Origin of the sequence: Paucilactobacillus vaccinostercus DSM 20634, from assembly GCF_001436295.1 — a bacterium.
GTDB classification, from domain to species: Bacteria; Bacillota; Bacilli; order Lactobacillales; family Lactobacillaceae; genus Paucilactobacillus; species Paucilactobacillus vaccinostercus.
The window spans coordinates 182,997-209,583 of record NZ_AYYY01000063.1; the positions used below are offsets into that span (position 1 = coordinate 182,997).

A 26,587-nucleotide genomic window follows, 5' to 3' on the forward strand; every position below is an offset into this window, starting at 1 on the left:
TTGGATACGAAAATTTATACGGTGGCACAAATTGATGCGGCCGCCGCGCAGTTAGCTGCTGGTCAATTAGTTGCATTTCCAACGGAGACGGTTTACGGACTGGGCGCCGATGCCACTAATGAAGCGGCGGTTTCACAGGTATATGCTGCCAAGGGGCGTCCCAGTGATAATCCGCTAATTGTGCATGTTGCTGATGTGGCAACGGTAGAAAAGTATGCGGCAACCATTTCTCCGGCCGCACGTCAATTAATGGCGCATTTTTGGCCGGGATCGCTGACGATGATTTTTAAACTAAAGCCGGGGGTACTATCTAAAACGGTAACGGGCGGTTTACAAACGGCTGCTTTTCGGTTTCCTAACAATCAAGCGACATTGTCCCTTATTAAAAAGGCAGGATGTCCGATTGTGGGACCATCGGCGAATACTTCTGGTAAGCCGAGTCCGACGACAGCACAGCATGTTTATCATGATTTACAAGGAAAAATTGCTGGCATCTTAGATGATGGTCCGACCGCAGTGGGGGTTGAATCAACGGTCCTTGATATGTCAACGGACAATCCGGTGATTCTGCGACCTGGCGCGGTCACGCAAGAGCAAATTGAAGCGGTGATCGGTACGATAAATATCAACCATCACCACGTAGGCAAGGATGAGACACCCAAGGCTCCCGGAATGAAGTACAAGCACTACGCACCACGTGCCCAAGTTTACATTGTCGATCACACGTCGGATTGGCAGCAAGTGGCAAGGTGGCTGACAAATCATTCGCAACCGGCGGCGATTTTAGCAGAAGAAGCTATTTTAACAGCCATTAACTGGCCGGATAATGTGGTGCAATATTCGCTGGGCACAGGGGTTCAACAAGCAAGTGCCCATCTTTTTGCGGGATTACGTGGTGCTGATGAACACCCCGAAGTAACCGTCATCTTTGCCCAGGGATTTAGTCAACAAGGACTCGGAATAGCTTACATGAACCGGTTAGATAAGTCGGCCGGTGGGGCCCACTTTAATGACAAAATGTAGTCGAAAAGGTTTGTTAATTAACTGAATTCATTTACAATAGTTTTAAAGTAAAGGAGTGAGGCACGTGAATTATCAAGGTAAAGATCCTGTCTTATGGCAGTCGATCCAAAAAGAGGTCCAACGGCAAGAAGACACCATCGAGTTGATTGCATCTGAAAATATTGTTTCTGACGCGGTCCGTGAAGCTCAGGGAACGGTGCTCACCAACAAGTACGCGGAGGGTTATCCCCAAAAGCGTTACTATGGGGGATGCCAGTATATTGATGAAGTGGAACAATTAGCAATTGACCATGCGAAAGCATTATTTGGGGCTGAATACGTAAATGTGCAACCCCATTCAGGCTCACAAGCTAATGCTGCGGTCTACCAAGCATTACTAAAACCAGGCGATACCATTCTTGGGATGGGACTAGACTCTGGTGGTCACCTCACTCACGGTGCCGCCGTTAACTTCAGTGGTAAATTTTATCGGTCATATGGGTATGGTCTTGATCCGGAAACGGAGCGTCTAGACTACGATGCGATTTTAAAGCAGGCACAAGAAGTTCACCCACAACTAATTGTTGCCGGAGCCTCTGCTTACAGCCGGATTATTGACTGGCAAAAATTCCGTGAAATTGCGGACGCAGTGGGCGCCTACTTAATGGTGGATATGGCCCATATTGCGGGGCTAGTGGCCACTGGTGCACATCCGAGCCCAATTGGAATTGCAGATGTTGTCACAACGACGACCCACAAGACACTCCGCGGTCCACGTGGGGGGATGATTCTGAGCCAGGAAAAATTTGCCAAGAAGTTAAATTCAGCTGTCTTTCCCGGTTCACAGGGCGGCCCATTAGAGCACGTAATTGCTGGGAAGGCCCAAGCCTTTTATGAAGCGTTGCAACCTGACTTTACGACCTATATCAATCAGGTTGTAACTAACGCACAGGCAATGGCGGCGGTGTTTAACGCTGACGAACAGGTTCATGTCGTGTCTGGTGGGACGGATAATCATTTAATGACGATTGATATTTCTAAGACAGACTTAAATGGCAAGCAACTACAAAACTTGCTGGATAGCGTAATGATCACGGCTAACAAGGAATCAATTCCAAATGAACCACTTAGTCCCTTTGTAACGAGCGGATTAAGAATTGGGACGCCCGCCATTACCAGTCGGGGATTTAAGCAAGCCGAAGCAGCCGAAGTCGCACGGCTAATTTTACAGGTTATTCATCATAGTGATGATGATGCCGTTATGCAGGCTGTTGCCAACAAAGTGCATGAATTGACCAACGCTCATAAAGTTGATTAATTTTTAATTAGAAATGGGTATTAGTTCGTGATATTTGGTACAATAGTTAAGAAACTTAAAGGAGTGTTTATTTGCCATGGGCAAGTTTGAAGTACTTGATCATCCACTGATCCAACATAAGTTAACGTTAATTCGTGATAAGAACGTCGGTACTAAGTTTTTCCGGGAAACTGTTAATGAAATTTCAACTCTGATGGGATATGAAGTTTCGCGTGATATGCCGCTTGAAGATGTTGAGGTTGAAACACCAATTCAAACGACTGTCAAGAAACAGTTGGCTGGTAAAAAAGTAGCGATTATTCCCATTTTACGTGCCGGTTTGGGCATGGTAGATGGCATTCTTGAACTGATTCCTGCTGCTAAGGTGGGGCATATCGGAATGTATCGCGATGAAGAAACGCTCAAGCCCCACGAATATTTCGTGAAGTTGCCTTCAGATATTGATCAACGTCAATTATTTGTCGTTGATCCGATGCTTGCAACTGGTGGGTCAGCGATCATGGCAATCGATGCGCTTAAGAAACGTGGCGCTACTAATATCAAGTTTGTGTGCCTTGTTGCGGCACCGGAAGGGGTTAAAGCTTTGCAAGAAGCTCACCCTGATATTGATATCTACACCGCTGCTTTGGACGAAAAGCTGAATGAAGATGGCTACATTGTTCCAGGGCTCGGTGATGCTGGTGACCGGCTATTTGGTACCAAATAGAACTGAATTAATGAGGGGATCACAAAAAAGTGATCTTCTTTTTTTATTTCAAGTTATAATCTGTTAAAGAATTTAAATCATCAGCGTCGATGAGCGCTGATTGGATTAAAATGATGGATGGAAATAATTTGGAGAGGGAAACATGAGAATGAAAAAGATCATTAATTGGCGAACATTGACCATGTTTTTACTGGTAGCCGTAACGGGATTAATTGCGATGTACTTTGTGAACCACAATCAGGCGTTTTATCGTGAACCGATTGGGCAAGTCGTAGCGGTTAAGAATGGCAAACCACAGAAACAAAAAGATACGTTTGATAACGTTGACCACACGACATCTCAGGTTGTTACCGTACGTGTCGTTAACGGAAAGTACAAGGAACAACACATCAAGGTAACGAATGAATTTACCGATTCCCATGCGATGGATCAGCGGTATCGGGTTGGGGATCAGGTCTTTTTAAGTATTCAACGCGGTGGACACGGGGCTTTATCAGCAACCATTCAAGGATATAAACGAGACCGGGTACTGGTCTTTCTTGTTTGGCTCGTTGTCTGTTTGCTGCTCTTAATTATGAAGTTTAAGGGGGCTCTGGCGTTCTTAAGTGTCCTATTAAATGCAGTCATTTTCTTTATTTCGATTCAACTTGATTTAAACTTTCAGGGGAATCATGTGATGTGGATCTTTGGGAGTCTGGCCTTTGTATTTGCGGTGGTTACATTGCTAATTGTGCAAGGACCAACCAAACAGATGATGGCAACGCTGGGCGCAACAACGATTGGTACCGTATTATCAATGGTGATCAGCCTACTAGTCTTTTCGTGGACCCATGAGCGTGGAATGTACTATGAATCCATGCAGTATGTTACTCAGGTTGCAAGACCCTTATTTTTAGCTGAAACCCTACTTGGTTCTCTCGGGGCCGTGATGGACGAGTCCACGGACATCGTCTCCACACTTTTCGAACTCAAGACCCTCAATCCCGACATTAGTGCTAAAAGCTTGTTTTTATCCGGTCGACGCGTGGGACAGTCAATCATGGGACCACTAATTAACGTCTTATTTATGATTTTTATGGCAGACACGTTCACCTCAAGCCTTCTATACATTAAGAATGGTAATTCGTGGGGCTATACGTTTGCGATGAATATGGGGTTAGGAACGGTTCAAAGCTTGATCAGTGGGATTGGTATCGTGCTGGCAATCCCCGTTGCGAGTGCCTTTGCGGGACTATTATTGGGAAAGAGGCGTGCATAGATGAGTACAATTACCGGATTAGGATTAGTGTTGTTGGTTTTAATGGTATTAGTTGGTGGAAAGCAGGGGTGGAAATCGTTTTTAAGTATCATTTTAAATTTTGGGTTTCTCTTCTTTGCTGTAATTTTAATTGCGTTCCATCTGCCGCCCCTTGCCGTCACCATTTTTACCGGCGTGGTGATCCTAGCGATTACGATTTTTATGGGTGAGGATGATTTATTGACTACGCAGACGGCATTTTACGCGTCTTTAATCGTATTAGCTGTATTAATTCTCCTGATTATTCCAGTAGAACACTGGGCAATGGTCCAAGGATTTGGTGAGGAAGACACCGAGGATTTGGAAGGTATGTCGATTTTAATTGGCATTAACTTTTTAAAGGTGACGGTGACGACGACGGTTCTCAGTACGCTGGGGGCCATTGCCGAAGCAGCGATGGCCATTTCGGCTGGTCTGGCAGAGGTCTTGCAAAATCACCCGCAATCTACTGGAAAGCAGCTCTTCCATAGCGGTCTATCAATCGGTGAAAATATTATTGGTACGACGTTTAATACGCTGTTTTTTGGTTTCTTTGGTGGTTTCTTAGCCTTGTTTATCTGGTTCGTTGGGTTAGGATATTCCTTTAGTTCGATTATTAATAACAAAATTTTTGTATCAGAATTAATTATGGTGTTGGTTTCGTTTGTTGGTGTGATTATCACAGTCCCGATTACATCCTTGGTAATGGCGCGACGTAAAGATAAAGTGGTCGTTGACAGTTCATCGAAAAACGATTAAACTACTATCAATTGAATTGGAAGTCCTTTTAAGTTGGTCCAGTGAGGCCTCAAGGGAGTTAAATAGCGGATAAGCATTATCCGAACTCTTTTTATGAAGCCTTGAACTGGACCCCTAGTTTAAGGCTTCATTTTTGGAGGAATATGTAAATGGCACAAAGACATGTCGTATTGGACATTGGTGAACGACCAAAGTTTGCGCAATGGGTTGGGTTATCAATTCAACATATGTTTTCAATGTTTGGCTCAACGGTGTTGGTTCCAATCTTAGTCGGATTGAATCCTGGAATTGCATTATTTAGTTCTGGGGTGGGGACGTTACTCTATATTTTAATTACCCAGGCCAAAATTCCCGCTTATATGGGTTCGAGCTTTTCATTTATCGTACCCATGATGGCCATGATGAAGACGATTGGTTATCCGGCAATCGCACAGGGAACGATTGCTGTTGGGGTGGTTTACTTAATTGTGGCCCTAATTGTGAGTTTGTTTGGCTCAGATTGGATCGACCGTGTTTTACCGCCTGTCATCGTTGGGCCGATTGTCATGGTGATTGGTCTTTCGCTTGCTGGAACGGCAGCAAAGGATGCCACGCTTAACGCGGCAGGAACTTACGAAATTAAATATTTTGCTGTGGCCTTGATTACATTGCTGGTTACGATCTTTTTCAACATGTATTTACGTGGCTTTTTAGGATTGATTCCAATCCTACTGGGAATTGTCGTGGGGTACTTGGTAGCCGTGGCAGTTGGGATCGTTGATTTTAAGCCGGTCGAACAGGCTGCTTGGTTTAGTTTACCGGCCTTTCAAATTCCATTTGTGAGTTATCATCCACATCTGTACTGGGGCGCGATTTTAAGTATGGCCCCCATTGCGTTTGTCACGATGACAGAGCACTTAGGCCATATTATGGTGCTCAATCAGTTAACCGGACGTAATTTCTTCAAGGATCCTGGACTACGTCATACCCTGGCGGGGGATGGTTCAGCTTCAATTATTGCTGGCTTTGTCGGTGGCCCGCCAGTGACTAGCTACGGCGAAAACATTGGGGTTCTTGCGATCACCCGGGTTCATAGTGTCTATGTCCTGGGCGGGGCAGCCTTCTTTGCGATTTTATTCAGTTTTGTTGGAAAGTTGAGCGCCTTGATCGAATCAATTCCTAGTCCAGTTATTGGGGGGATTTCGTTTCTTCTGTTTGGGGTGATTGCTTCCAGTGGGCTGAGAGTGATGATTGAAAAGAAAGTTGATTTTGATCAAAAACGGAATTTAATGATTGCATCTACAATTTTAGTGATCGGAATTGGGAATGCATATTTACAAATTGGTCAGTATCAATTTTCAGGACTCGCTGTTGCCGCGGTATTAGGCATCCTTTTAAATTTAATTTTACCGAAAAATGCCCATAGTGAACAGTAAAATAATACGAGAAGTATTGCTATAACGCGGTTTGTTAGCGTTACTAACAATACTTTTATTTTTGAAATTTTTTTGATATTTGTTTGAATTGGTGGTATCATTTTGCTATGTATTTTGGAGTGTCGTGGATACTGTTACGTATTTTTAGACATTTCGGTGTACAACGCAACCAAATTAATTGTTATAAAGAAAAGAGGTGGAATATACATGGGTGGTGACGCTTATACATTTAAGTTTTTGGGCCTCATGTTTAACTGGACGAACTTGATTTCAGGATTAGTAATCTTTGTACTTGTTTTTTGTCTATTATATGGGTTGTCTCGAAAGCTTCAAATGAAGCCCAAAGGTGCCCAAAATCTAATGGAGTGGATGATTGACTTCACGAACGGAATCGTTCGTGGTCAAATGCCCGCTAACGAAGCCCCACATTACAACTTTATGGCGTTTGTGTTATTCGTATTTATTCTGATTGCCAACGAATTTGGTTTAATTTTCCAATTCGGCTGGGGCGGTCACGAATTACTCAGAAGTCCAACAGCTGACCCAATCATCACAATGACGCTTGCGTTGGTTATTATGACATTGACACATTTTGCTGGGGTTGCCCGACATGGTTTTGTCGGATATCTTAAATCATACTGCACACCATATACCGCGATGTTACCGATCAACTTATTTGAAGAGTTCAGTAACTTCCTAACGTTAGGTTTGCGGCTGTTTGGGAATATCTATGCCGGTGAATTGCTATTGAAGCTGCTTGCTCAGATGGCCTTTTCACATGGTATACCGACAATGATCGTGAGCCTGCCGCTTGAAGTTGTTTGGCAAGGGTTCTCGTTCTTCATTGGTGGGGTCCAAGCTTATGTCTTTGTAACATTAACGACGGTTTATATTTCTTCGAAGGTCTCGACGGAGGAATAACACACATTAAGGAGGATTTTATAATGGGAGCAATTGCTGCAGGAATCGCCGCTGCTGGTGCCGCTATCGGTGCTGGGATTGGTAACGGTGTTGTTATTGGAAGTACAATTGAAGGTACGGCTCGTCAACCTGAATTAGGTGGCTCACTTCGTGGGACCATGTTCTTAGGTGTTGGTCTTGTTGAAGCTATGCCTATTATTTCAATTGTTATTGCTTTCCTTGTAATGAACAAGTAATCAAAGCTTTTAATAAATTCATTTATAGGGAGGTGCCGATAGATGTTTGCACAAAGTGTTCTAGCTGAATCAAACAGTTTGTACGTAGGTGACATGGTCTTCTACATAATTTCATTCATCATCTTGATGTTATTAGTGAAGAAATTTGCCTGGAAACCTGTTGTCAAGATGATGCATGACCGTGCAGAAAAAATCGCTAATGATATTGATAGTGCTGAGCAATCACGCAACGAAGCAAGTGATTTAGCGTCAAAGCGTCAGGTCGAATTGCAAAACTCACGTCAGGAAGCTGCAACGATCATTAGCAACGCTAAGCAAAGCGGTGAGAAGCAACGTACTCAAATTATTGCATCGGCGCAAAATGATGCGCAAGCACTTAAGGAAAATGCTCAGCAAGATGCTAAGCAGGCGCGTCAAGACGCTTTGAATAGTGCTCAAAACGATGTTGCAAACTTGTCTATTGAGATTGCTTCCAAGATCATTCACAAAGAATTAAATGCCAATGATCAAAAAGCCTTGATTGATTCTTATATTGAAGGGTTGGGAAAAGATGAGTCTTGATAAAATGACAATTGCAAACCGCTATGCTAAGGCATTGTTTGAATTAGTCGTTGAACAAGATCAGCTTGACTCAACGTTTGAAGAACTGAAACAATTACGTGATGTTTTTCAAACCAACGATAATTTAGCTTACTTGTTAACAAGTGTTGAATTATCACTTCAAGAAAAGCAATCAATCCTTAAGATCTTGACTGATGGTGCAACACCAGTAGTTAAGAACTTAATTATGATGGTTTTTGATTACGGCCGGATGGATGATATGGTCGCAATTATTGATGAGTTTGAACGGCGATATGATTCAAAGAAAAAACGAGTTCATGCCGACGTTGTCACAGCGGTTAAGCTTGATGCGACACAAAAAGATCAACTGTCACAAACATTGGCTAAAAAAATTGATGCCAATGAAATTATGTTATCTGAACAAGTTGATCCCTCGATTTTAGGCGGGGTAATCATTCACGCTAATAATGAAACGTGGGATGGTAGTCTTAGCTCAAAGATTGAACAGATACGTCGTTTACTTGTTAAATAATGAATATCTTATAAAGAGGTGAGACATTTATGAGCATTAAGGCTGAGGAAATCAGTTCACTCATCAAGCAACAATTAGCAAACTACCAAGATCAACTGTCAGTTGAAGAAACTGGGACAGTTACGTATGTTGGTGATGGTGTCGCTCGTGCGCACGGTCTAGACAATGCTATGGCTGGTGAGTTGCTCGAATTTAATAATGGTGTCTACGGAATGGTCCAAAACCTCGAAAGTAACGATGTTGGTATCGTTATTCTTGGTGATTTTACTAGTATTCGTGAAGGCGATAGCGTCAAACGTACTGGTCGGATCATGGAAGTTCCCGTAGGCGATGCACTGTTAGGACGTGTTGTTGATCCACTAGGTCGTCCATTGGATGGTTTAGGTGAAATCAATACTGATAAGACACGTCCTATCGAACGGAAGGCACCGGGCGTTATGCAACGTAAAAGTGTCTTCGAACCACTTCAAACTGGTATTAAGGTGATTGATGCCTTGGTTCCAATTGGTCGTGGACAACGTGAATTAATTATTGGTGACCGTAAAACTGGTAAGACTTCAATTGCCATGGATACGATTATTAACCAAAAAGATCAGGATATGATCTGTATTTACGTTGCAATTGGACAAAAGGAATCAACTGTGAGAAATCAAGTTGAAACATTACGTCGTTATGGTGCCTTAGACTACACCATCGTCGTTGATGCGGGTCCTTCTGATCCAGCTCCATTGCTTTACATCGCGCCTTATGCCGGTGCTGCAATGGGTGAAGAATTTATGTTCAATGGCAAGCATGTTTTGATTGTTTACGATGATTTGACTAAACAAGCGGATGCTTACCGTGAACTGTCATTGATTCTTCGTCGTCCTCCTGGTCGTGAAGCTTATCCTGGTGATATCTTCTATACCCACTCACGTTTGTTGGAACGTGCGGCTAAATTGTCTGATGAATTGGGTGGTGGTTCAATGACTGCCCTACCAATTATTCAAACACAAGCTGGGGACGTTTCTGCTTATATCCCAACGAACGTTATCTCCATCACTGATGGTCAAATCTTCTTGGATTCTGACTTATTCTACGCCGGAACTCGTCCAGCCATTGATGCCGGTACTTCAGTTTCTCGTGTTGGTGGGGATGCCCAAATCAAAGCCATGAAGAAAGTTGCTGGGACCCTTCGTTTGGATCTCGCTTCATTCCGTGAATTGGAATCATTTGCTCAATTCGGTTCTGACTTGGACGAAGCAACGCAAGCTAAGTTGAACCGTGGTCGTCGAACGGTTGAAGTTTTGAAACAAGGACTTCACCAACCAGAGGCCGCAGAACAACAGGTTGCCATTCTGTTCGCTTTGACTCATGGATACCTTGATAGTATCGAAGTGGATGATATTCAACGATTCGAAAGTGAATTACTTGATTTCATCGCTGCCAACCACCAAGATGTCTTTGACGAAATTAAGAAGACAAAAAAGCTTCCTGAAGGTGATAGCTTAGATAACGCAGTGAAGGAATTTGCTGCTGGATTCCAAGGTAGTGCCGACAAGAAGGCTGCTTCTAAAGATTCAAATAAATAGTTTGACCGGTAGGAAAGGACGGTGAGATTAAGTGCCAGCATCATTAGCAGCTGTTAAACATAAGATTGCGTCTACTAAGAGTACACGTCAAATTACGAGTGCCATGCAGATGGTTTCATCTTCTAAGTTGAACCAGATTCAAAAGCACACGCAGACGTATCGTGTATATGCATCGAAGGTTGAAAGCGTTGTTGCACATCTAGCACAAGCTCACATTTTCAGTCTCGTTTCTGCTGGTGAAAATTCGTCGATTTCTCAACTTGCTGTCCAGCGACCAGTTAAAAAGACTGGGATTCTTGTGATCACTTCTGATCGTGGGTTGGTTGGTAGTTACAATAGTAACATCATTAAGCAAACGCTTGATTTCATGCGTGAGCACAACCTAAACAAGGATAACACGGTATTTTTGACGGTCGGGAACACAGGAACGGACTTCTTTACTAAACGTGGTATGAATATTGCGTACCAGTATAGTGGTGTCAGCGATGTGCCGAAGTTTGTGGAAGTTCGTGAAATCGTCAAAACGGTAACAGAGATGTATGGAAATGAGGTTTTTGATGAACTTTATCTTTCGTACAGCCATTTTCTGAACCGGATTTCATCACGCGTTCAGACTTATAAGATGTTACCTATTTCTGAAGAATCGCTTGAAGATGTTTCTGATGAGGAATCAGCAGAAGATAAGCAAGTGGGTCCAGAATATGAATTTGAACCTTCAGAAACAGATATTTTATCCGTCGTCTTGCCACAATACGCTGAAAGCTTGGTTTATGGCGCGATTCTAGATGCCAAAACATCTGAACACGCTTCAAGTACAAATGCGATGCGGTCGGCCTCAGATAATGCTGACGATTTAATTGCAGCTCTTGAGTTGCAATATAACCGTGCCCGGCAAGCTGCCATCACCACTGAGATTACTGAAATCACTGGTGGTCAAGCTGCCCTTGAATAAATCTACTAAATCTACAGGAAGAGGAGGAAACAACTAAATGAGTTCTGGTAAAGTTGTACAAGTTATCGGACCAGTCGTCGACGTTGAGTTCCCCTTAGACAGTAAATTACCTGATATCAACACTGCTTTGAAGATTAAGTTATCTGATAGCAATAGTCTGACTGTCGAAGTTGCCCTTGAATTGGGTGACGGTGTCGTTCGGACCATTGCCATGGATGGTACTGATGGTCTTCAACGTGGTATGGATGTTGAAAACACTGAATCATCAATCACGGTTCCCGTGGGTGACGATACTCTAGGTCGGGTGTTCAATGTCTTAGGTGAACCAATTGACGGTGGAGCTGAATTCGGCGCAGATGCTGAACGTAAGCCAATCCACCGTGACGCACCAGCCTATGACGAACTTAACAACAGTACGGAAGTTTTGGAAACTGGGATCAAAGTTATTGATCTACTAGCTCCATACGTTCGTGGTGGTAAAGTTGGTCTGTTCGGTGGTGCCGGTGTTGGTAAGACTGTTCTGATCCAAGAACTGATTCATAACATCGCACAGGGACACAATGGTATCTCTGTCTTTACGGGTGTCGGTGAACGTACTCGTGAAGGAAATGATATGTATTTTGAAATGAAGGCATCGGGGGTTCTCGAAAAAACGGCCATGGTCTATGGTCAAATGAACGAGCCGCCTGGCGCACGTATGCGGGTGGCCTTAACTGGGCTAACCATTGCTGAATACTTCCGTGATGTTAAGGGTCAAGATGTGTTGCTGTTTATTGACAACATTTTCCGCTTTACTCAAGCTGGTTCAGAAGTTTCAGCTCTGTTAGGTCGGATTCCATCCGCCGTTGGTTACCAACCAACGTTGGCTACTGAAATGGGTCAGTTGCAAGAACGGATTACGTCAACGAAGAAGGGGTCAATTACCTCAATTCAAGCCGTTTATGTTCCTGCCGATGATTATACCGACCCTGCTCCTGCTACCACTTTCGCGCATTTGGACGCAACGACTAACTTGGATCGTGCCCTGACTCAAATCGGGATCTATCCAGCCGTTGATCCACTTGCCTCAACGTCAACAGCCTTGACGCCAGAAATTGTTGGTCAAGAACATTATGAAGTTGCTACTGGCGTACAACACGTTTTGCAACGGTACCGTGAATTACAAGATATTATCTCAATTCTTGGTATGGATGAATTGTCTGACGAAGAACAAACGATCGTTGGTCGTGCTCGTCGCATTCAAAACTTCCTGTCGCAAAGCTTTAGTGTTGCCGAACAATTCACTGGTTTACCAGGTGCCTATGTACCTTTGAAGACAACCATTCAAGACTTCAAGGAAATTCTTGAAGGTAAGTATGATGATCTTCCCGAAGAAGCATTCCGTCTGGTCGGAACTGTTGAAGACGCACAGAAAAAAGCTGAACAAATGCAACAGACTAACTAGGGGGCATAAAAATGGCTGATCATACATTAGACGTCACCATTGTTACTCCTGATGGAAGTGTGTACGACAAAAAAAACGCAACGATGATCGTTTTGAAGACTACCGGTGGTGACATCGGGGTTATGGCTAATCACGTTCCCGTGGTTGCCGGTCTTAAGATCGATGCTGTTAAAGTCAAATTCGAAGATGGCGAAGATCAAGTTGCCGTCAACGGGGGATTCGTTGAATTTTCAAATAATCTTGCCACAATTGTTGCCGATAGTGCGGAATTGCCTGAAGATATTGATGTCCAACGTGCTCAAAGTGCCAAGGAACGTGCCGAGGAACATATTGCCCATGCTAAGGAAGTATCCGATAAGGATGAATTAGCTCGGGCAGAGGTTGCTTTAAGACGTGCCTTGAACCGATTGAGTTTAACTGAAAAATAGTCGCTGTGATGACTTTAAAAGACTAGATTATTGAAAAATAATCTGGTCTTTTTTGTGTTGTAAGGACTATTAAAGTTTGTTAAAGGGCGGCGACATTCGCAGTATGAATATGGTATTATGGATGATGACTGCAAAGGAGTTTTTGACATGAAACAGATTGGAATCGATGCAATTATAACGATTGTTGTTCAACTGGGGTTTATTTGGGTGACATTCAAAGGTCTCCAAGAACTTCACTTTGAGAGACTATTTCGTCAGGTACCAAAGGCATTACCACTGATGAAAGTTCTTTTGTCGATCGCAATTGGCTATGGCTGTGCGAGCTTCTTCATGAGCTTTTTCAGTTCATTACAAAACTTAGGCTATTTACTCAAGTAACTTTGGAACCGCGGAGGAAATATTCATGGATAAAATTATTGTTAAGGGCGGCAAACGACTTGAAGGACGCGTCAAAATTGAGGGCGCTAAGAATGCTGTTTTACCGATTCAAGCGGCCAGTATCTTAGCTTCGACTGGGATTGTCCAATTACATAATGTACCGATACTATCGGACGTTTTTACAATGAACAGTGTACTCAAGTTTCTCAATATTAACGTGAAGTTTAATCAGGCCACCAATGACTTGATTTTAGATGCTTCTGAGAAGATTTCGTCGGAAGCACCATTTGAATATGTTTCGAAGATGCGAGCATCTATGGTTGTGATGGGGCCATTGTTGGCGCGTTGTGGTCATGCCAAGGTGGCGTTACCGGGTGGCTGTGCAATTGGCTCACGGCCGATTGATTTACACCTCAAGGGACTCGAAGCCCTTGGCGCAACAATTGAACAGCACGATGGCTACATCGAGGCCTTTGCTGATCAATTAAAAGCGAATAATATTTATCTCGATTTTCCAAGTGTCGGGGCTACCCAAAACATCATGATGGCGGCAACACTGGCTAATGGAATTACAACGATTGAGAATGCGGCCCGTGAACCAGAAATTGTTGATTTAGCGAATGTCTTGAACAAAATGGGGGCTCGCGTTCACGGTGCTGGAACAGAAACGATTCGGATTCAAGGGGTTACCTTCCTTCATGGCTGTGAACACAGCGTGGTTCAGGATCGAATTGAAGCCGGGACGTTTATGGTTGCAGCAGCCGTGACGAATGGTGATGTGGTTATTGCGGATGCCATTCCTGAGCATAATAAACCGCTAATTTCGAAACTGCGTGAAATGGGCGTTACAGTAATTGGTCAGGATGATGGCGTGCGTGTGATTGGAACGTCGGTCATCTTGCCGGCAAATGTTAAAACAATGCCGCATCCCGGATTTCCAACGGATATGCAGCCACAGATTTCGATTTTACAGTTGTGTGCGCATGGGACTTCAGTGTTGGAAGAAACCGTGTTTGAAAATCGGTTTATGCATCTCAACGAACTGCGGCGAATGAATGCCAACTTCAGAATCGAAGGCTCAGCCGCTATGCTTCAAGGGCCAACCGATTTTAACGGCGCTCAAGTTGCCGCAACGGATTTAAGGGCCGCAGCCGCCTTGGTTTTAGCTGGTCTGGTTGCACATGGCTATACCCAAGTAACGAATTTAAAATACCTCGATCGTGGCTACTATGATTTTACCGGGAAGCTTAGTCGCCTCGGGGCCGACATTTACCGTGGTGATGTTGACGATACGACAACGTTCACGATGAATAATCCAGCTAGAAACACAAACTAGTTGATCATTATATGATATAATACGAACGAAAAATTTGAAGGGAGAAACATAATGGCAAGGGATATTGGAATTGATTTAGGAACTGCGAACGTTTTAATCTACGTTCAAGGAAAAGGGGTCGTTTTGAACGAACCATCTGTGGTGGCTGTAGACACAAAAACGGACAAGGTCTTGGCCGTTGGATCAGAGGCTTACCGGATGGTTGGACGGACTCCTAGCAATATTCGTGCTATCCGTCCACTTAAGGATGGTGTGATTTCCGATTTCGATGTGACGCAAGAAATGCTCACGTACTTTATTAACAAACTAAACGTTAAAGGATTCATGTCTAAGCCAAGTATTATGATTTGCGCACCGACAAACATTACTGAAATTGAGCGTAAAGCGATTATGCAAGCGGCCGAACAATCTGGTGGCGGCAAAGTATATCTTGAATACGAGCCTAAGGTGGCTGCAATTGGTGCTGGCTTAGATATTTTCAAGCCTAGTGGAAACATGGTCATTGATATGGGTGGTGGTACAAGTGATATCGCCATTTTATCATTAGGTGATATTGTTTCCAGCCAATCATTACGAATTGCTGGCGATAAGATGAACAGCGATATTGTGGGTTACATCAAGGGACAACATGGTCTAATTATTGGTGAACACTCGGCCGAAAATATCAAGATGGAAATTGGAACTGCACTCCGTGTTGATGACCCTAAGAAAATGGAAGTTCGTGGTCGCGATGCAGTTAGTGGAATGCCCCGCTCAATTGAAATTGATGCCAATGAAGTGGAAAGTGCGCTTCATGAGACGCTACAACAGATCATTAATGCTGCCATGAACGTCTTAGAAACAGTACCGCCCGAGTTAGCATCTGACATTATCGATCGTGGTGTAATGTTAACTGGAGGAACGGCATTATTAGCCGGCATCGACCAGTTGTTTAGTGAACATTTGAAGGTTCCCGTTGTTGTTTCTCAAGATCCACTGGATAATGTTGCTAAAGGCGCCGGTGAATTACTTGAACGGATGCAAAAAACAGGTAAAAAGAGAAAATAAACGTGCTTAAATTGATCAAAATCTTAATTGTCTGGTATCAGCGAGGGGTGTCCGCCAAACGGCCACCCGTTTGTCGTTATGTCCCAAGCTGTTCAACATACACGCTGCAGGCAATTGAACGATTTGGATATCGAGGAATTTTGATGGGCATTGCCCGCGTTTTAAGGTGCCATCCTTTTGTTAAGGGGGGCTATGATCCGGTACCGGATCATTTCACGTTACTACGAAATCAACAAAATAAATTTTAAGGTGAAGTCGTGTCTAAAAAAAATAAAACAATTGAAGTCTCAATTCGTGATGTTCAAGATGGTGCAAAAAACATAACCGAAGTCTTAGTTGGTAAAAATGTGGTTGGTCAGGTGATTGACGATCAAGGCAAGTTTCAAGCAGTAATTAACGAAGAGCCATTTAGAGCGCAGTCCGTCGATGATGGTATCGAATTAGTGTTGCGTCAGTATAACTTACACAACTAGTCATGAATGACAAAATTTAATCGGTAGAGTTAAAAGGAGTTTGTAATGCAGCGAAGTGCACACGTAAAAGAAGAAAATTCGAGAATTGATTACGGTATCATTTTTTGTGTACTGTTATTAGCGTTAATTGGCCTAGCTTCAATCTATGTTGCCGCTAACCATGATAAATCAAGTACCAGTGTGATGAAGGCCGTTATTTCTCAGTTAATGTGGTACGTGATTGGAACGGTTGCCATCATTATCGTGATGCAATTTGATTCCGAACAGTTATGGAAGGTTGCACCGATTGCATATTGGTTGGGAATATTTTTGATGTTCGCAATCTTAGTATTTTACAGTCGATCCTATTATGTTAGTACCGGTGCTAAAAGTTGGTTTGCGGTTGGTCCGATTACCTTTCAGCCGTCTGAAGTGATGAAACCCGCGTATATTCTGATGATGGGGCGGGTCATAACAAATCACAATACGCAATATCCTAATCATACATTAGAATCCGATTTTGCGTTGATTGGGAAAATGATTGGCTGGTTATTACCAATCGTCATTTCTCTGCATTTTCAAAATGACTTTGGGACGACGTTAGTGTTTGCTGCGATCTTTGCGGGAATGTTGCTGGTTTCCGGAATTAGTTGGCGGATAATTGTACCGGGTGTGACCGCAGTTGCTGTGATTGGGGGGACTGCACTTGCCTTTGTTACGACAAGTTGGGGCCGTTCAATCTTGGAGCATTTAGGATTCCAAGCCTATCAGTTTGCGCGGGTTGATACGTGGTTGCATCCGTCGCAGGATACGTCGAATAATGGGTATCAACTTTGGCAAAGTATCAAGGCGGTTGGATCTGGTGGAATTGTTGGTACTGGATTCAATAATTCCAATGTCTACGTACCTGTGCGAGAATCTGATATGATTTTCTCCGTCATTGGTGAAAACTTTGGGTTCGTTGGTGGTGCGTTACTGGTACTGTTGTATTTGCTTTTGATCTACCAAATGGTTCGTGTTACTTTTGATACGAAAAACGAATTTTATGCTTATATTTCGACCGGCGTAATCATGATGATCTTGTTCCACGTCTTTGAAAATATTGGCATGAACATTGGGTTGTTACCGTTAACTGGGATTCCATTGCCATTTATCAGTGCCGGTGGGTCATCATTAATCGGGAACATGTTGGGAATTGGCATGATCATGTCGATGAGGTTCCATCAACGTTCGTATATGTTTAGCAATAAAGAACAGTTTAGGTGATTAGGAGGCAGTCATTATGGCACAAGAAGGTCGTTATTTTTGGGTAACCCCCGTTGCAGATGGGCAAGTAAAGATCGGGCTTAATAACAATGGTGTGAGTGAGCTCGGACAGGTTAATTTTATTGATTTACCGGATGTGGGTACGCAGTTAACGCAAGATGGTGAGTTTATTTCTGTCGAAGCCGAAAAGGCGGTTACGGATATTCCTAGTCCGGTGACCGGCGAAGTGGTGGCTGTAAATCCTAATTTGGTTGACTCGACTGATGATTTAAATGGTGACGTGGAGAGCAGTCGTTGGATTTTAACGGTTCAAAGCTAGGCTGAAATGTGATTTTGAATGATGACCCTGAACTTGACATTCATTTTTGGAATTAGTATAATCATGTTCAGCATCATTTAAGTTGTATAAGTTAATCAGGATGAGTAGGTTCTAGTAATCTGGTAGAGAGTTTCCGGTTGGTGAAAGGAAATAGGTTACGGTACCGAATATGGTCTTGAGGTTGTTAACTTGTAAATAAGTAACTCAAGGGAGTTATGAATTTGCAATGGTCGTGCCCATTATCGCGCGGGAGTCAGTAGACTCGTTGAGTTAGTAATTACAAGATTACTAAAAAGTTGGGTGGTACCACGCAAAGCAAAGCTTTTCGTCCCGAATCGGTTTTTAGGCCGATTCAGGATGGAAAGCTTTTTTGATTTAAAGGAGGGATTCAGCGGTGATTGAATTTAAGAATGTTTCCAAAACATTCACTGCCAAAGAAGGCACCGTTCACGCTGTTAAAGATGTGAATCTAACAATTCCAGATGGTAAAATTTATGGAATTGTGGGGTACTCTGGTGCCGGTAAAAGTACCATTATTCGAATGTTAAACGGGTTGGAATTTCCGACCACCGGTTCCGTGACAATTAACGGTAGTGAAATCAGTAGTTTAAAGGGCAAAGAGCTGCGGGAACAGCGTCTTAAAATTGGAATGGTTTTCCAACACTTCAACCTACTATGGTCACGGACGGTACTTGAAAATATCGAGTTTCCGTTGGAAATTGCAAAAGTTGCTAAAGAAGAACGGCGGCAAAAAGCACAAAAACTCGTTGCGCTAGTTGGACTAGAAGGCCGTGAAAATGCATATCCTTCTGAATTATCTGGTGGACAAAAACAACGGGTCGGGATTGCTCGGGCGTTAGCTAATGACCCAGAAATTTTACTTTCTGATGAAGCGACGAGTGCATTGGATCCACAAACGACGGATGAAGTGTTAGATCTGCTGATTGATATTAACAAGAAGCTGAATTTAACGGTGGTTGTGATTACACACGAAATGCATGTGATTCGTAAAATTTGTGATCATGTTGCCGTTCTGGATGCTGGTAAGATCGTGGAACAAGGCCCAGTATTGGATGTCTTCAAGAATCCACAACAGGCGATTACGAAACGGTTTGTTAATCAAGAAACCTCGAGTGCAAGTTTGGATGACACAACGGTGGTCGTCAGCGAATTGTTGGAGAAGTATCCAAATGGATTGATTGTTCGACTGACTTTCCATGGTGACCAAGCTAAATTGCCAATCGTTTCGGAAATGTTAAGACAATTTCCGGATGTCGACCTTAGTATTATCGAGGGTAATATTCATCAAACGCAAGAAGGTGCCTTGGGTTCACTTTATATCCAGTTGTTGAGCGAGCATCATGATAGTCTCCAAGGAGCGCTAGAGTACTTTAATACCATGCGTGTTGAAACAGAGGTGATTAAGCGTGAACAGTAACGGATTTGCGTCCTACTTTCAGTTTAGTAATGTGAACTGGGCGAACATGGGACAAGCAACGTGGGAAACCGTTTGGATGACGGTCGTTTCAATTATTGTCGTCACGATTCTTGGCATTTTGTTAGGATTGGTTTTGTTTGAAACCAATGGTAGTAGTTCAATTTTGATTAAAATCTTGAATTGGATTGTAGCAGCATTTGTAAATATTTTTCGATCGATTCCATTTATTATCCTGATTGTCTTATTACTACCAACGACGCAGTTGATTATGGGGACGATTATTGGACCACAAGCTGCATTACCGTCGTTGATCATTTCGGCAGCGCCGTTTTACGCTCGCTTGGTTGAAATTGCATTTCATGAAATTGATCACGGGGTCATCGAAGCAGCTGAAGCGATGGGAGCAACCAAGTGGCAGATTATTTTGAAGGTTCTGCTACCGGAAAGCATGCCAGCGTTAGTTTCGGGCATTACCGTCACTGCAATTTCATTAATTGGGTATACGGCAATGGCCGGTGCGATTGGTGCTGGTGGCTTGGGTAATTTAGCTTACTTGGATGGTTTCCAAGCATCCAATAACGCAGTTACACTAATGGCAACTGTGATTATTGTGCTGATTGTGTTTGTATTTCAATATTTGGGAGACTTTGCTGTCAAGCGAATTGATAAGCGTTAGTCAAATTATGTTATGGAGGGAATTATAATGAAGAAAAAATGGATTGCAGGTTTAGCAAGTGTTGCAGCTGTGGCACTGTTGTTGGTTGGCTGTGGGAAGTCATCATCAACAAAGGAAACAACTTTGACAGTGGGAGCATCAAACATTCCACACGCACAGATTTTGAAGCATGTTCAGCCACAACTGAAAAAAGAAGGAATCAACCTGAAAATTAAGGTATTCCAAGACTACGTGTTACCAAATAAAGATTTGGCGAATAAGAACTTGGATGCCAACTATTTCCAACACACACCATTCCTTAACAACTGGAATAAAGAAAATAACGGCACACTGGTTAGTGCCGGAAAAGTTCATTTGGAACCAATCGGTATTTACTCTAAGAAATACAAGAGTTTGAAGGACTTACCAAATGGTGCAACTGTATTGGTAAGTAACAACGTTTCTGACTATGGCCGTGTGCTAACCCTTTTCAAGGATGCCGGATTAATCACTTTGAAGAAGGGAACGGATATTACGACTGCCAAGTTTAGTGATATCCAAGACAACAAGCGTAATATCAAGTTTAAGACGGATCTCGAGCCCAAATTGATGCCACAATTCTATCAAAAGGGTGAAGGCGATGCAGTTGTTATTAACGCTAACTATGCTGAACAGGCGAAGTTAAATCCAACCAAGGACGCGATTGCCCTTGAAAAGAACTCATCACCATATGCCAACATTGTTGCTGTACGTAAGGGTGACAAGAATAAACCAGCAATTAAAAAGTTGATGAAGGCACTGCAATCTAAGAGCACTCAACAATGGATTTCTAAGCATTATAAGGGTGCTGTTGTTCCTGTTTATCCAAACGGAAAAAACTAGCATCACTAAAAAAGGAGTCGATTCCACGATAGTGGGACGGCTCCTTTTGTAATATAATCAAGGTATTAAAGAAAAAGGGTGATGGAATGCGCAAGATAGCAGTGATTGGATTGGGACATGTTGGCGCCACAGTTGCATACACATTGGTGACAAAGGGAATTGCGGATGAACTCGTGTTGATTGATACGAATTCGGATAAGGTCGTTGCCGAACAGTATGATTTAATGGATGCCATTGCGAGATTAGATACGTCGACCAAGATTGTGGTGCAGGATTATGCGGCATTGAAAGATACCGATGTCATCATTTCTGCAGTGGGGAATATCAATGTGATTCAACAAGATGGTGATCGTTTTGGTGAGTTAAAATTCAACGAAGCCGCGGTCCAAGAGATTGCCCCTAAGATTAAAGCATCTGGATTTAATGGGGTCTTGATTAACATTGGTAATCCGTGTGATGTGGTAACAGCCTATTATCAAGAGTTGACAGGATTACCCCGCAACCAAGTTTTTGGGACCGGCACGTTTCTCGATACCGCGAGAATACAGCGAGCATTGGGCAATAAATTAGGGGTCGATCCGAAAAACATTGGTGGCTATGTGTATGGTGAACACGGTGAATCACAATTTGTAGCTTGGTCAACGGTCACGGTTAACGGTCGCCCGGTTGGAGAAATTGAAGCGGACTACCGGATTAACTACGAGGAGCTTGAAACAGATTCACGCCGTGGAGGATGGTATATTTTCAATGGTAAGGGGTATACGTGCTATGCCATTGCAACGTGCGCAGTTAAATTGGCCCGCGCAGTACTTGCCGATGCCCATTTAGCAGCTCCAGTATCTACTTACCATCCTGGACTCGGGACCTATGTGGGGCAACCAGCAATTGTTGGTAAAAATGGGATCGAATCATTGGTTTTCCTAAAGCTTTCGGAACTGGAAGACGGACAGTTAAAGAGCTCTGCTGAGTTTATTAAGCAAAAATTTGATGGGTTGAACCGACCATAAAAAACAAAAATTCCAACGACCGCGATAACGGGAGTTGGAATTTTTGTTTGACAAATAAGCATTAACCATATATAGTTAGTTGCATAAGTAATTAACCAGTTATCTATGGAGGGCATTATGAAAAAACAAACCGCGTCAGTTATTGAAGTACGAGACGTTCATAAAGTATATGGTAGTCAACAAACAACTAGTTATGAGGCTCTAAAGGGCATTAATTTTCAGGTCATGGCTGGTGAATTTGTTGGGGTGATGGGTGCTTCTGGTTCGGGTAAAACCACGCTATTGAACCTACTGGCAACCCTTGATCGTCCCACAAGTGGTGTGATTAAAATTAATGATCAGGATCTAAGCCAAATTGCGGATCGACAGTTAAGCGAGTTTCGGGGCCAACAGTTAGGCTTTATTTTTCAAGATTTTAGCTTATTGGAAAATCTGACCGCGGCTGAAAATATTGCATTGCCATTAGATCTTCAAGGGGTAAACAAGCAGCAATCGCGAGCTCAGGTAGAAAAAATCAGTCGCCGACTATCGATTGAAAAGTTTATTGACCAATATCCGGCGCAATTATCTGGTGGGCAAAAGCAGCGGGTAGCCGCGGCTCGAGCATTGGTAAATGAACCACGGTTAATTTTAGCGGACGAACCGACTGGGGCATTGGATTCAGACAATGCGCGTGATTTGATGGAGTTATTAACACAAATCAACCAGGAAGATCATGTTTCCGTTTTGATGGTGACCCACGATCCATTCTCAGCTTCGTATTGCGAACGGATTTTAATGATTAAGGATGGTCAAATTGGTCAGACGATTGAAAGAGATGGCCAACCGCGCCATGATTTCTATCAGTCAATCCTATCTGATCTGGGCACCTATAGATAAGGAGAACAATCAATGTTATTAAAATTAGGACTTACCGGAATTCGTCGTCGCTTGGCGGACTATCTCATTTTATTTTCCGGCTTGATCATTAGCTCAGCCATTTTTTATCTTTTTATGTCAATTGCGACTAACGAGCATTTTTTGAAACAAAATATTAGCATTTCATTAGTGACGCAGGTCTTCTACTTTGGGGTTGTCTTGTTGACGGTGATTGCGATTGTGTACGTCTGGTACGCGCAGTCGTTTCTGTTACAGATGCGGCTACAGGATTATGGAATGCTACTGACGTTCGGTGCACGGCGCTCCAAAATTGATCAGTTAATTATGATCGAAACCTTTGTCATTCAGTTTGGGTCAACGATTATCGGCATTATTGTGGGTGCAGTTTTGACCCAGTTTGCAAGTGGTGCATTAGCTAAGATGATTGATTTCAAATTGACGGGGTTGAATGTAGGGTCCGTGACTTCCGTTGTAACAACGTTAGTAATTTTCTTTATTTTAGCGCTATTTTGCGCCATTACGTCGATTATTTCGATCCATCGAAAACCACTGACCCAAATTATTCATGCGCAGCAACAAGCTAACCAACGAATGGTGACGACAAATAAGTTATTCGCTGGTGTAATCGTCGGCATCGTGTTATTAGCAGTCGGATTTATTGCAATGGATCGCATTGAGCAGCTACGGTTGATGGCCATTGTTATTGCATTAGTGACAATCTGTTTCGGTAGTTACTTGCTTATCGGCTCACTGTTCACTCTAATTATTCGACTACTGCGCAAGACCAGTTTTTCATCCAAAAATTTACGCAAGTTCACGATGGGTCAACTGGAATTTCGAATTGGAAGTTATACACGAATTTTAACCATGGTGACGATTCTCTTCTCACTTGCACTGGGAGCCATTACCGTCGGAACGGGCTATTACCAACAGATCCCGGTTGTCAGTGAACGTGCCAGTGCGTATACGATGAACTTAACGAATCCAAGTACGAAGGCACAAAAATTGATCAAAGAGTTGAACGTTCAAAAGAAGGTTGTGTACCATCAAATTAGTGCAGGAAAGTATGTTTATTACAATCAGGCAGAATTGAAGCAACAGCCGTTTCAGATGGTCCGAACTATCAAAGATACGACCAGTGTTTCGGCACCAACTTACCGAAACATTCCCAACGAAAAGTTGATTCAATCGGGCACTGAACAGGCGATGTTTAAGGAGCTGCAAGATCCGAGTGTTCGGAATAAAGAAATCATTATTTTGACACCCGCTAAATTTAAAGCACAAACGGGTAAGCGTGCAGCCCTGACGTTAATCCGGGTTAAAGATTTGCATGCCAGCCTGCCAGTTCTGAAGAAACTAGCGAAGTATCAAACAGCGGCACAGCAAAGTGGGATGGAGACGAGTAACGGATACAACATGTATTTAGTCGCTAATTCCATGTTTGGTGGGTTAGAATTTATGGGCCTCTTCTTGGGGATTGCCTTTTTGACAATGCTTGCAAGTTGCTTGATGTTTAAAGTATTATCAGGGACCCGCGCTGACCAACGACGCTATCACGTGTTGAATAATATTGGGGCTAGTCAGCGGCAATTAGACTGGGCACTGGTGACTGAAATTGGAACCTTGTTTATTATTCCAGCCGTCCTTGGGGTAAGTTATGTTGCATTGGGCTTGCGGATGTTTACCAAATTGATGCTTAGTCCATATCATACCTTTGGTATGGCGAGCCTTATGTTTGTTGGTTGCTACGCCGTGTACTACGTTGTAACGGTCGTTATTTATCGACAACTGGTTTTGAAAGACACGAAGCGGGGGTGAGAGGATGCAGTTTAATTTTGATAGTACTGAACCGATTTACCAACAAGTTGCCGCGCAATTAGAAGAGGCAATTTTTACGGGTGGTTTTAATGAGGATGATCAGGTCCCTTCGACAACGGAAATTTCAAAGCAGTTTCATATTAATCCTGCCACGGTATTAAAGGGTATGAATTTACTGGTGGCTAAGGATTTGATTGAGAAAAAGCGTGGGCTGGGAATGTTTGTTAAACAAGGAGCGAAGGATAAAATTATGCATCAAAGACGAGAAAGTTTTTATTCTGATTATGTGTTGAACCTGGTTCAAGAAGCTCAGAAGTTGGGCTTAACGCAGGATAAATTGGAACAACTGATTTCACGGGGGTATCAAAATGACGACACTACACGTTAATCATATTTCACAGCATTTTGGCAAACATCAGGTTTTAAAAGACGTGACGATGACGTTGGAACCACAAAAGATTTATGGATTGCTGGGGCGTAACGGCGCTGGTAAAAGTACACTGCTAAATATAATTACTAACCGAATATTCCCAAGCAGCGGGGATGTCATGCTTGATAATACAGAAGTTTTTGAAAATGATGATTGTCTCTCAAAAATGTACCTAATGAGTGAGGCGAATTTATATGCTGAACGACTGAAGGTTCGAAAGATTTTTGACTTGGTACAGATGAGCTATGGTCAATTTGATTGGCCACTTGCGCATGAATTAGCGGGTAAGTTTCAGGTTAACTTAGAGGAACGATTTGGCCGGTTATCAACTGGATACCATTCCATTGTTAAACTCATTATTGCGTTGTGTGTTCCTGCGGATTATATTTTCTTGGACGAACCGGTACTCGGATTAGATGCAAATCATCGGGAGCTATTTTATCAAGAATTATTGGCAGCATATGAAAAACGGCCACGTACATTTGTGATTTCGACACATTTGATCGAAGAAATTGCTAATTTAGTGGAACATGTTTTCATGATCGACGACGGCCAACTTTTGGCAGATGAAGACGTCGAGGAACTTATCGCTCGATCGTATGCGATCACTGGGCCACGGCCGGCTGTGTTAGCCTACACTGAAGGACTCAATGTGGTTGGGGAAGAGAGTCTTGGCCAAATTACAACCAACTATGTATTTGGTACCCTCGATGATACAAGAATTATTCCAGATTCAGTAACGATTGAACATTTAGACTTACAAAAACTATTTGTATACCTGACGAACGGGAGGCATCAGCAAAATGAACACTAAAAGTAATCGATTAGCCATTTATAATTTTAAAAATTCACTGTTTCATTTAGGGACTACCTATATCTGTTTTTTTGCCATCGTCGTGATTGTGCCAACGCTCATCTCGCTCATTGTCAGCAGTAATATGTCTGGAATGACGTGGAGTAATTTTGTCAGTGAGTTGCTGGCGGTCGCCATCTTCTACACCATTGCGGACTGTTTGTTCTTCAATTACAATAATTTTAAATTGACCATCCAAAATGGAATATCGCGAAGAACTGCTTGGTTGGCACGCGTGAAGGGAATTTTGTTACTGTCTTTGCCCATAGTCATTGTTCAAGGAATTGATGCGTTGGTGGATCATGGGTCTTTATTATATGCTGGCTTATTCGGCACGCCTAAGGGAGCAGAATGGGGCGCTGCGTTGGCCTTTGATTTCATGAATATGTTGAGCTTATTTGCCACAGCGTTGGCGGTTGGATACGGCCTTGCGCTTCTTAGCAAGCGTGGAAAAGCAACTGTAATCATTGGTGTTCCGATTGTGGGGCTCATTCTCCTCGTGCAACTGGTCAAAGCAATGCTGAAGAATCAAGAAGCGGTCGCTAATGTATTGAAAGCTATTATCGGTTATTCAGACAAAACGGGGATGATGAATCCACTTAACATTAGTCTCTTCGTGTTAGTCTGGCTGGTTGTGATGCTGTTGTTGTCATTTTTCTTTAGTAGCAAAATGAAATTACGGCGAGATTAATTTGGTAAAACGAGA

30 protein-coding genes and 1 other annotated feature are annotated in these 26,587 nt (G+C 42.9%); all 30 genes read left to right on the plus strand.

What is annotated here, in order from left to right; translation table 11 throughout:
* The 30 genes from FC26_RS11360 to FC26_RS11505 all read left to right on the plus strand — a co-directional run bounded on the left by FC26_RS11360 (window position 1) and on the right by FC26_RS11505 (window position 26,572).
* The gene (locus tag FC26_RS11360) at window positions 1-1,023 is read left to right on the plus strand and encodes an L-threonylcarbamoyladenylate synthase (RefSeq protein WP_057780794.1); all 1,023 of its coding nucleotides are present in this window, start codon (window positions 1-3) and stop codon (window positions 1,021-1,023) included.
* Between the two features lie 64 nt (window positions 1,024-1,087).
* Window positions 1,088-2,320: a serine hydroxymethyltransferase gene (glyA, locus tag FC26_RS11365; RefSeq protein ID WP_057780796.1), complete on the plus strand. Its 1,233-nt coding sequence runs from the start codon at window positions 1,088-1,090 to the stop codon at window positions 2,318-2,320.
* A 76-nt stretch (window positions 2,321-2,396) separates the two neighbouring features.
* Window positions 2,397-3,026 carry a uracil phosphoribosyltransferase gene (gene upp, locus FC26_RS11370; RefSeq protein ID WP_057780799.1) on the plus strand — a complete coding sequence of 210 codons (630 nt, stop codon included), beginning with the start codon at window positions 2,397-2,399 and terminating at the stop codon, window positions 3,024-3,026.
* Between the two features lie 148 nt (window positions 3,027-3,174).
* Window positions 3,175-4,284 (plus strand): YibE/F family protein, encoded by a 1,110-nt coding sequence (locus tag FC26_RS11375; protein WP_057781030.1) that lies wholly within the window; start codon window positions 3,175-3,177, stop codon window positions 4,282-4,284.
* Window positions 4,285-5,061 carry a YibE/F family protein gene (locus FC26_RS11380; RefSeq protein ID WP_057780802.1) on the plus strand — a complete coding sequence of 259 codons (777 nt, stop codon included), beginning with the start codon at window positions 4,285-4,287 and terminating at the stop codon, window positions 5,059-5,061.
* A gap of 149 nt (window positions 5,062-5,210) precedes the next feature.
* Window positions 5,211-6,476 (plus strand): solute carrier family 23 protein, encoded by a 1,266-nt coding sequence (locus FC26_RS11385; RefSeq protein ID WP_057780805.1) that lies wholly within the window; start codon window positions 5,211-5,213, stop codon window positions 6,474-6,476.
* 207 nt (window positions 6,477-6,683) lie between these two features.
* Entirely contained in the window at window positions 6,684-7,397 is a 714-nt protein-coding gene (atpB, locus tag FC26_RS11390) for a F0F1 ATP synthase subunit A (protein WP_057780807.1), read from the plus strand.
* A gap of 23 nt (window positions 7,398-7,420) precedes the next feature.
* Window positions 7,421-7,633, plus strand: coding sequence for a F0F1 ATP synthase subunit C (gene atpE / locus FC26_RS11395; protein ID WP_010622844.1), 213 nt, complete (start codon window positions 7,421-7,423; stop codon window positions 7,631-7,633).
* Between the two features lie 42 nt (window positions 7,634-7,675).
* Window positions 7,676-8,194 (plus strand): F0F1 ATP synthase subunit B, encoded by a 519-nt coding sequence (gene atpF / locus FC26_RS11400; RefSeq protein ID WP_057780810.1) that lies wholly within the window; start codon window positions 7,676-7,678, stop codon window positions 8,192-8,194.
* Window positions 8,184-8,726, plus strand: a complete 543-nt coding sequence (gene atpH, locus FC26_RS11405) for an ATP synthase F1 subunit delta (RefSeq protein ID WP_057780812.1) — start codon at window positions 8,184-8,186, stop codon at window positions 8,724-8,726. Before atpF ends, atpH begins: the two co-directional genes overlap by 11 nt.
* Before the next feature lie 29 nt (window positions 8,727-8,755).
* Window positions 8,756-10,297, plus strand: coding sequence for a F0F1 ATP synthase subunit alpha (atpA, locus tag FC26_RS11410; protein WP_057780815.1), 1,542 nt, complete (start codon window positions 8,756-8,758; stop codon window positions 10,295-10,297).
* Between the two features lie 31 nt (window positions 10,298-10,328).
* Entirely contained in the window at window positions 10,329-11,249 is a 921-nt protein-coding gene (locus FC26_RS11415; protein ID WP_057780818.1) for a F0F1 ATP synthase subunit gamma, read from the plus strand.
* A gap of 37 nt (window positions 11,250-11,286) precedes the next feature.
* The gene (atpD, locus tag FC26_RS11420) at window positions 11,287-12,693 is read left to right on the plus strand and encodes a F0F1 ATP synthase subunit beta (protein WP_057780822.1); all 1,407 of its coding nucleotides are present in this window, start codon (window positions 11,287-11,289) and stop codon (window positions 12,691-12,693) included.
* Window positions 12,694-12,704: 11 nt separating this feature from the next.
* The gene (locus tag FC26_RS11425) at window positions 12,705-13,121 is read left to right on the plus strand and encodes a F0F1 ATP synthase subunit epsilon (RefSeq protein WP_057780825.1); all 417 of its coding nucleotides are present in this window, start codon (window positions 12,705-12,707) and stop codon (window positions 13,119-13,121) included.
* Window positions 13,122-13,268: 147 nt separating this feature from the next.
* Window positions 13,269-13,499, plus strand: coding sequence for a DUF1146 family protein (locus tag FC26_RS11430; protein WP_057780828.1), 231 nt, complete (start codon window positions 13,269-13,271; stop codon window positions 13,497-13,499).
* Between the two features lie 25 nt (window positions 13,500-13,524).
* Window positions 13,525-14,835: a UDP-N-acetylglucosamine 1-carboxyvinyltransferase gene (gene murA / locus FC26_RS11435; RefSeq protein ID WP_057780832.1), complete on the plus strand. Its 1,311-nt coding sequence runs from the start codon at window positions 13,525-13,527 to the stop codon at window positions 14,833-14,835.
* Window positions 14,836-14,886: 51 nt separating this feature from the next.
* Complete coding sequence (mreB, locus tag FC26_RS11440) at window positions 14,887-15,882, plus strand: rod shape-determining protein (RefSeq protein ID WP_057780835.1); 996 nt, start codon at window positions 14,887-14,889, stop codon at window positions 15,880-15,882.
* Window positions 15,883-15,884: 2 nt separating this feature from the next.
* Entirely contained in the window at window positions 15,885-16,130 is a 246-nt protein-coding gene (gene yidD / locus FC26_RS11445; protein WP_057780837.1) for a membrane protein insertion efficiency factor YidD, read from the plus strand.
* Window positions 16,131-16,139: 9 nt separating this feature from the next.
* On the plus strand, window positions 16,140-16,355 hold the full coding sequence (locus FC26_RS11450) for a DUF2969 domain-containing protein (RefSeq protein ID WP_057780839.1): 216 nt from the start codon (window positions 16,140-16,142) through the stop codon (window positions 16,353-16,355).
* A 45-nt stretch (window positions 16,356-16,400) separates the two neighbouring features.
* Entirely contained in the window at window positions 16,401-17,600 is a 1,200-nt protein-coding gene (locus FC26_RS11455; protein ID WP_057780841.1) for an FtsW/RodA/SpoVE family cell cycle protein, read from the plus strand.
* A 16-nt stretch (window positions 17,601-17,616) separates the two neighbouring features.
* The gene (locus tag FC26_RS11460) at window positions 17,617-17,919 is read left to right on the plus strand and encodes a glycine cleavage system H family protein (protein WP_057780844.1); all 303 of its coding nucleotides are present in this window, start codon (window positions 17,617-17,619) and stop codon (window positions 17,917-17,919) included.
* Between the two features lie 82 nt (window positions 17,920-18,001).
* Window positions 18,002-18,255 (plus strand) — a binding site (T-box leader).
* A gap of 58 nt (window positions 18,256-18,313) precedes the next feature.
* On the plus strand, window positions 18,314-19,357 hold the full coding sequence (locus FC26_RS11465) for a methionine ABC transporter ATP-binding protein (RefSeq protein ID WP_057780846.1): 1,044 nt from the start codon (window positions 18,314-18,316) through the stop codon (window positions 19,355-19,357).
* Between the two features lie 46 nt (window positions 19,358-19,403).
* Window positions 19,404-20,033 (plus strand): methionine ABC transporter permease, encoded by a 630-nt coding sequence (locus FC26_RS11470; protein WP_157061211.1) that lies wholly within the window; start codon window positions 19,404-19,406, stop codon window positions 20,031-20,033.
* 27 nt (window positions 20,034-20,060) lie between these two features.
* The gene (locus FC26_RS11475; RefSeq protein WP_057780852.1) at window positions 20,061-20,894 is read left to right on the plus strand and encodes a MetQ/NlpA family ABC transporter substrate-binding protein; all 834 of its coding nucleotides are present in this window, start codon (window positions 20,061-20,063) and stop codon (window positions 20,892-20,894) included.
* 86 nt (window positions 20,895-20,980) lie between these two features.
* Entirely contained in the window at window positions 20,981-21,901 is a 921-nt protein-coding gene (locus FC26_RS11480) for an L-lactate dehydrogenase (RefSeq protein ID WP_057780855.1), read from the plus strand.
* A 117-nt stretch (window positions 21,902-22,018) separates the two neighbouring features.
* On the plus strand, window positions 22,019-22,780 hold the full coding sequence (locus FC26_RS11485) for an ABC transporter ATP-binding protein (RefSeq protein ID WP_057780858.1): 762 nt from the start codon (window positions 22,019-22,021) through the stop codon (window positions 22,778-22,780).
* Window positions 22,781-22,792: 12 nt separating this feature from the next.
* Window positions 22,793-24,598 carry an FtsX-like permease family protein gene (locus FC26_RS11490; RefSeq protein WP_057780860.1) on the plus strand — a complete coding sequence of 602 codons (1,806 nt, stop codon included), beginning with the start codon at window positions 22,793-22,795 and terminating at the stop codon, window positions 24,596-24,598.
* A 4-nt stretch (window positions 24,599-24,602) separates the two neighbouring features.
* A complete protein-coding gene (locus FC26_RS11495; RefSeq protein WP_057780863.1) occupies window positions 24,603-24,986 on the plus strand; it encodes a GntR family transcriptional regulator in 384 nt (127 codons plus the stop codon).
* Window positions 24,967-25,842, plus strand: a complete 876-nt coding sequence (locus tag FC26_RS11500) for an ATP-binding cassette domain-containing protein (RefSeq protein WP_057780866.1) — start codon at window positions 24,967-24,969, stop codon at window positions 25,840-25,842. The genes FC26_RS11495 and FC26_RS11500 overlap by 20 nt, the downstream gene beginning before the upstream one ends.
* Window positions 25,832-26,572: a hypothetical protein gene (locus tag FC26_RS11505; protein ID WP_057780869.1), complete on the plus strand. Its 741-nt coding sequence runs from the start codon at window positions 25,832-25,834 to the stop codon at window positions 26,570-26,572. The genes FC26_RS11500 and FC26_RS11505 overlap by 11 nt, the downstream gene beginning before the upstream one ends.
* Window positions 26,573-26,587: the final 15 nt, after the last annotated feature.